The sequence below is a fragment of the Deltaproteobacteria bacterium genome (assembly GCA_011773515.1).
Lineage (GTDB): Bacteria > Desulfobacterota > Deferrimicrobia > J040 > J040 > WVXK01.
Genome location: WVXK01000095.1, coordinates 1 through 7378 on the forward strand (window position 1 = coordinate 1; position 7378 = coordinate 7378).

The 7378-nt window shown below is 56.5% G+C and carries 5 protein-coding genes; 2 read left to right on the forward strand and 3 right to left on the reverse strand.

Features of this window, described 5'->3' with window-relative positions; all coding sequences use genetic code 11:
• The 3 genes from GTN70_09935 to GTN70_09945 all read right to left on the reverse strand — a co-directional run.
• Positions 1–1003, reverse strand: a 1003-nt coding sequence (locus tag GTN70_09935) for a hypothetical protein (protein ID NIO17294.1), incomplete at its 3' end; no start/stop codon positions are given.
• On the reverse strand, positions 996–3668 hold the full coding sequence (gene gspD / locus GTN70_09940; GenBank protein NIO17295.1) for a type II secretion system secretin GspD: 2673 nt from the start codon (positions 3666–3668) through the stop codon (positions 996–998). The genes GTN70_09935 and gspD, both read right to left, overlap by 8 nt.
• Before the next feature lie 11 nt (positions 3669–3679).
• Positions 3680–4615, reverse strand: a complete 936-nt coding sequence (locus GTN70_09945; GenBank protein NIO17296.1) for a hypothetical protein — start codon at positions 4613–4615, stop codon at positions 3680–3682.
• 269 nt (positions 4616–4884) lie between these two features.
• Between GTN70_09945 and GTN70_09950 the strand changes: the two genes are divergently transcribed.
• Entirely contained in the window at positions 4885–5739 is an 855-nt protein-coding gene (locus GTN70_09950) for a hypothetical protein (protein NIO17297.1), read from the forward strand.
• 20 nt (positions 5740–5759) lie between these two features.
• The coding region (locus GTN70_09955; GenBank protein ID NIO17298.1) for a hypothetical protein at positions 5760–7378 on the forward strand (1619 nt) is incomplete at its 3' end.

Consider the following 7378-nt stretch of genomic DNA (forward strand, 5'->3'; position numbering starts at 1 on the left):
CGGCGCTCTTTTGATCCGCAGAGTCCGGGTACCGGGAACGGAAAATGTTCTTCTGCACGATCCGGGACACAACCCGGTCGTTGGGCTCGTCCGGGGTGTCAGGGTCCGCCGATTCGGGGGGGGCGGGAGGAGCCGTCAGGTCACCATAGACGGACGGGTCGTGATGTTCCGCGGGAGTGGGAATATCATCCCTTTCGCCTGCCCCTTCCCCGTCCAGCCCGTAGGCGTCGTCGTGGGTCCGGCGGGGTGCGTCCTCGGTGAAAAGGTTCCTGAAAAACTGGGCGGCATCCTCGAGAACCCCCGACCGGGTCTTGACGCGGAGGACCGCCCGTTCGCCAAAAGACGTGGGGACCGTGGAAACCCTCACGTTCAGCTCCTTTCCAGCGAGCCTGACCCGGAACTTTCCTTCCTGGGGAACGTCCTTTTCCGCCGTATCGAGGCCTGCCATGATCTTTATCCGCGATACCACCGGCTCGTGAAGCTCGCGGGGGAGGTTTGCGGCGCTGTTCAATACGCCGTTGATCCGTTTTCGAACGCCGAACTCGTGCTCGTGGGGCTCGAGATGAATATCGGTCGCTTTCAGTCCGATTGCGCGCGACAGCATGGCGTTTACGAACTTTATCATGTGCCCCTCGTCGTGGCTGTCGTGGGCACGGGGGGTTATCTCGATCCGCGCCGAGGGGTCGAGGCCGGAAATGGCGGCCTCACCTGTTTCCTCCGGGGTATCGCCCTGTTCCGGTAAGGATTCGTAGGCTTTGTCGATGAGCTGGCGCACCTCCTCCCGGGGTCTGGTCTCGAATGCCCATATTTCCGTGATACGCATCATCTCGTCGATGATTTCCTGCGGTGTTTCCGTCGATACCACGAGGAACCTGCCCCCGCCATCCACGCAGCAGGGAACGGCTTCGAATTTCAGGGCGTATGCAGCGGGTATCCTGTCGATGAGACTGCTGTCCGGTTTTATGTCCACTCTTTTGCTCTCCAGATCAGGGAGGTTATTCATTATCTATTTTCCAGGGATCCAACACCTTATTATATTCCTCGATGTTTATCTCGCGCTTGTTTTTCAGGTTTTTCCTTATATAGTCCCTCATCAACTCCTTCCTTTCCAGAGTTACCCCTTCGAGCTCGCCCACGTCTTTGATGATCTTGGGGGTGAGGAAAATCAGGAGGTTGGTTTTTTGCGAGCTGTCCGACTCGAACCGAAAGAGCGCCCCGATGAGCGGTATGTCCCCCAGGATGGGGATTTTAGAGACGTTCCTGTTTCTCACCTCCTGCATGAGGCCACCGACGACGATCGTCTGTCCCGACTTTACGATGATATTAGTCTTGGCGCTCCTTTTCGTCGTCGTGGGGCCGACGGGGTTGATGTCAAAGATTGCCGTGCCCTCTTTTATCGCGGAAGTCTCCTGGTATATATCGAGCTTTACGAAATCGCTCTCGTGAATCTGGGGAGTTATCCTGAGGGTTATGCCCACATCCTCCCGCTCGACCGTGTTGATGATATTCGAGAGGTTGGTCGTATCCCTGGCCTGGCTGGTGATGAAGGGAACGTTTTCGCCCACCACGATTTCCGCCTCCTGGTTATCGGTCGTAAGCAGGTGGGGTGTTGCGAGAACGTTCACGTTCGTGGCGACCTCGGCGGCGCGCAGTATTGCCGTGATGGCAGGTATCTCCGTTCCGTCCGGAAGCCTCACCGTACCGCCGATAACGCCCGCGGTGAGCCCTTCACCGGCCAGGAGAAGGGGATTTCCCGCGGCAAGGGCAATGAGGAGATCGTTCACGTTGCCCGAAAAATCGAAGTTCGAGCCGAAGATGGCGGCGCTGTTGCTCGTGGGCTCGAATGCAGCCCGGTATTCGACCCCCAGGTCTCTTCCCTTGTCGATACGCACTTCCATGATCACGGACTCGACGTATACCTGTCTCCTCTTGATATCGAGTTTCTTTATCACTTCCACGAGGGTGAGATAATCGACGGGCGATGCGATGATCAGGAGGGAGTTGGTTGCCTTGTCCGCCGTTATCTTGATCGGGCCTTCAAATTCGGGTGCGATGATACCCTTGATCGTCGATGGTTGCCCCGGTTGCCCCGGTGTCGGCCCTCCCGTCCGGCCGGAGATGAGATTGTTCAGAACGGTTGCGAGCTCCTCGGAATCGGCGTTTTCAAGGTAGTAGACGTTGATCTTCCCGACATTTTCCGGGGTGGGTATGTCGAGCTGCGTTATCATGTCGCTTATGTCTTCGATCAGGTCCGATGGGGCAAGGACGACGATGCTGTTGGTCCTGGCATCCGATATGAATTTTGTCCCGGCCACGGAGCCGGCAGCGGCGGGCTGCGCTCTCGGAGCGGGCCTCCCCTTGACTCGGCGCGTCGTCACCGGCACTCCCGATCCCGTGTAGAGCTGGGACAGGATATCGCTCACATCGTCGGAGGGGGCGTGCTGGAGCTGATACAGCTTGATGACCTGGGCGGCGGTGCCGATGTCCAGTTCGGAGAGAATATCGGCTATTCGCGCAATGTTCGATCCCCTGTCGATGATGATCAGGGTGTTGGAAGGGCCGTAGAATGTCAGGAGGCCCTCTTTGGAGATCAGGGGTGTGAGAAGGGGCGAGGCATCTTTCGCGTCGATATACTTCAAGGGTATGAGCTGGGTAATGAACTCGTCGGTCACCTCGTAGCGTTTGCGGGTAAAGGTCTTCAGCCCCTCCTGTTTCGCCTCCCGGGAGGGGATGATCTTGACGATGTTTCCCTGCTCGACGGTGGTGAAACCCTTCACCTGGAGGACGGAGAGGAAAACCCGGTACATCTCTTCCTGCGTGATCTTCTTCGGGGATATGATCGTGATGTTCCCCCGGACCTTCTCGTCGTAGATGAAGTTCTTCCCCGTCACCTCGCTGATGAACTTGATCAGGACAGATATGTCGACGTCCGTGAAGTCGAGGGAGATCCCGGGTCCCTTTTTTCCGGCCGGTTCCGCTTTTTCCCTCACGGGGACGGTGACGGGCTTTTCCGCCTCCAGGGCCGGCGGTTTCTCCTCTTTTTGGGGGGCCACGGGCTCTTCCGTTACCTGCGGCCGCGGCTTTTCAAGCGTTTTTGGCTTCCGTGCGCCGGCAACCTGCTCCTCCTCATCCTGTTCTTCGGCTATCACCGGGATTTCGGGCAAGGGGGCTTTCTCTTCCTCCACTACCGGGGGCGGCTCTTTTTCTTCGACCCCCGGCGGTTTTCCTTCGACAACCCCGGGCAGGGCCGCTTCGGGTTCTCCCGCGGGTTCCGGAACCTCGTAGTCCGGCCCCCTCCTGATCACAAGGGGCTCAAGGCCCGTTATCTCCCTGACCCGGTCCATACCTCTCTCCGCATCGATGCCCGTATCGAATGGCCCCACCAGGACCTTCTTCAATGGCTCCCCTCTTATGTTTTCGATGATTTCGACCGTCACGGCCATTCCCTCGTTATCCAGGGCGTTTTTTATGTTTTCCGCGTTTCTGTCGACGGAAAATATGCCCACCTGCAGGTAGTAGGCATCGCGGGTCGTCGTTATTTTGACGGGGTTGCTCGACAGCTCGATCTTTCCCTCTTCAAGGTCTGCCGGGGCCAAAGGCGGGTTTGCGGCGACCAGCCAGAACAGAACAGAAACCACGAACACTATTTTCCCCCCCCTTCGTGCCATGCCGGGCTCCCTTACCTGATTTCGTATCCCATGGTCTTTTTCTGCCCTCTCCTCAATATGTCCACCTGGATGCTCTGCTCGTCCTTTAAATTCTGAAAGATAGTATATATTTTTTCGGGCGATGTCAAAGGCACCCCGTTTATCTGTTTGATCACATCCCCCGAAGTGAACCCGAGGTCGGAAAATACGCTTCCCGGCCTTATGGCCGCGAACCTGAACCCCGCGGCTTCCCCCGATTCAAAGTAGGGGATGATCCTGACCTGGGTGATGACCTTGTTTATGTTTTCCGTCAGGTAATCGACGGAAGACTCGTCGACGGCATAGGTAAACTCATCAATTTTCGATATCTTCAGGTCTGCGTTTTGCGGCCCCTGATCTTTCGTGCTCGGCATCCGTTGCCTCTCCCGGGGCCTGCTGGTGCGCACACTTTGCTGCGCCGCCGTCTGTTCCCCGGGCATTACCTTGAGCGCCACCTTCTTGTCGCCGACCAAAAGGATTGCCGAATTCCTCTCGATGGTGAGCAGGCGCGTGTTCCCGTCGATGAAATCTCCCTCCCTGAAAGCCTTTTCTTCCCTTTTCTCGGTGAAGAAAACAACCGCCCTCCGCAGGTCCTCCTGGGTGGAATAGATCGTTCCCGACAGACGAAAATCGGACGAGACCTCCGCCTGTTCGACCACACCCGGGCCGATATCGCTCCATTTGCCCGGAATATCCATTCCCGACCGGGGGGAGAAGATGTTTGTCAGAGAGAGCAGATTTTCCACCTCCCTTCCCCCATCGGGCTTAACAGCCGGAAGGTTGCCTTTCGCTTTGTCCGATATCTGAACGGAGGCGATTTTTTTCGCTATGTTCCTCGAGGAAAGAAAGAGGTTCAAATTGAACGCAATGGTCCCCGCGAAAATTCCCAGCGAGACGAAAAATATTAGGAATGTCCTTTTAATATCCATAACTTTTGCCCTATTTCCTTATTCATTCTCTTTTATCTGATCGATTAAGTCAATACGGTCATATATTTTTCGGGGATACTATCATACCAGAAGATTTCGGCTCCGGGTGGCCGGAATACCTCTTCATTTCCGGGAAACCATACCGGCGGAAAAGGATGAATCGAAATGGGACCGTTCAATATCCTATAAGTGGTTGCTGTTCTTGATCCTTGCCCGGCAGGAAGGTCATGCAGTGGTCCCGGTAAATTCTCACGAGGAGTTGGGTCGAAATGAAAAAGAAAAGGGTTTTGGCCATTTCGTTACTTTCAGTAATTGCTCTCACTGCTCTCATTATACAGTCGCACGCGAGGAAGAAAGAAGGAATTTTGAAGGTTTCCGGCATGCACCGGGTCACCGTCGACGACATGATCGATGACCTGAAAGAGGTCAGCCTCGTTTTCGTTGGTGAATTTCACGACAACAAGGACCACCACGACGCACAGCTGAGGATCATCAAGGAGCTCGCCCAGCGGGGAGACAGGGTTGCCGTTGGCCTCGAGATGTTCCGGGCAAACAGCCAGGAGTCCCTCGACTCCTGGGTCGGAGGGGGTATGAACGAGAGGGAGTTCAGGAAGGTTTTTCAGGACAACTGGGGAAACTCATGGCCGCTCTACCGTGACATACTCCTCTATGCAAGGGAAAAAGGGATCCCCCTCGTCGGGCTCAACGTTCCCCGTGAGATCCCCCAGCAGGTAGCCAGGAAGGGTTTCGCATCGTTGAGCAGGGAACAGCTGGCCATGCTGCCCGGCGTGAGCTGCGACATTGACGAAAAATACGAAAATTTCATAAGAAGGGCCCTCGGTGCCCACGGCTCCCACGGCCGGTCGTTTACCTACTTCTGTGAGGCGCAGATGGTGTGGGATACGACCATGGCCACGAGACTTCTGAGCTACCTGGGGGAAAACCCGGACGTGACGGTGGTGGTTCTGGCCGGAAGCGGGCACTCCTGGAAGCGGGGTATTCCCGAGCAGGTAAAGAGAAGGTCGGATGTCTCCCTGCGGGTTGTCCTTCCCGAAGTTCCCGACCGGATGGACAGGGACAGCGTGACCCTGGAAGACGCCGACTACCTCCTCTACAACATCTAACCGTTCCCTTTCTTGAAGAGATGGATTGGTTCTTCATACCGTTGCGCGACAGGGTGCGAAACACCGCCCCGGCGTGCAGAGCCTCGCTTTTTGCTGCCTTTTGTGCATTGCTGCTCGCAAGCCTGCTCCCCCTGTCCACTTCCCGGGGGGCCGGTACTCCTGCCTGCCACATCAAGGTCACCCTTTACCCTGCCGAGAACCGGATTGCAGGGGAGGGGAAAATCACCCTTCCCGTCGGGACGGGAGGCCCTGTCAGCACGGGGGGTCTGAACGTAACCGACGTGAGAATCGGCGGCAGGAGGGCGGGGCAAAAAGAGGGAGCCGGTCATGTTATCGAGGTCCGGGGAGGCGAGGTGCTGGAGTTCAGATATGACGGCCTGTTTCCCCCCGGAAAAGAGGAAGAGGTGATCGAAAATGTCGGTGTGACGGGGAGCAACATCATCGATGAGAGGGGGATCATGCTCATATCAGGGTGGTATCCCTCCTTCAGCCGTCCCTGCCTTTACCGCCTCGAGGTTACCCTCCCGGAGGGGTTCGAGGCACTGTCAGAATCAAACGGCGTGAAAGTCGCCGAAGCGCCCGAAAAAGGATTCAAAACGCTGATATTCGATTCTCCCATTCCCTTAGACGGCATCACCCTCGTGGGTGGCAGGCACGTCCTTCGAAAGGAGCGTTACCGGGGTGTCTCCATCAATACCTATTTTTTCCCGGAGGAAGACCACCTGTCCACGCTGTACCGGGATAGCGTCAAAAAGTACCTGGACCTCTACGGGGAAATGCTGGGAAGATATCCCTTCGGGTCTTTCAGCGTCGTGGAGAACATATTCCAGACGGGATACTCGTTCCCCACCTATACCCTCCTCGGGTCCAGGATCCTTCCGCTCCCCTACATTCCCGAGACCTCCCTGGGTCACGAGTTTTTGCATCAGTGGTTCGGCCATTTAGTCGAGGTCGACAGGGATAAGGGGAACTGGTCGGAAGGGCTGACCACCTATCTGGCCGACCACTGGTACAAGGAACTGAAGGGGGAGGGGCACGTGTACCGGAAGAAAATCCTCATCGACTATGTAAATTACGTGACGCCTTCCCGGGAAATACCCGTTTCCCGGTTTCAGGGCCGGGTGGACTTCGCCACCAGGGCGATAGGATACGGGAAAACGGCAATGATTTTCCACATGGTCAGGAAGACGCTCGGTGACGATGCCTTTTTTTCTTCACTTAAGACCTTCATCGAGGAAAACGAAGCCGGCCGGGCCGGCTGGGATGACCTGCGGGACTCTTTCACGGAGAAAGGAGGGCGGGAGTTAGGCCGGTTGATCGACGGGTGGACGGAGGGAACGGGGATGGCACACATCGAGATAGCACCTCCCCGGATAGTGCGGGAAGGGGAACTCTTTCACCTGGAACTTTATATCGATCAGAGAAACGGCCCCTATCTTTTCAGCCTCCCCGTGACGGTGGAAACCGAACGCTCGAAGGAGGATTTCCTGGTAAAAGTAGACGGGAAAAAGGTCACTTTCTCCGGAACCTTTACGAGCAGGCCGACGAGGGTTTCCGTCGACCGGGATTATGACACCTTCAGGCGGCCGACCGGCGCCGAAATCCCCCCTGTCATATCGGGATTTACCGGAGACAGGGA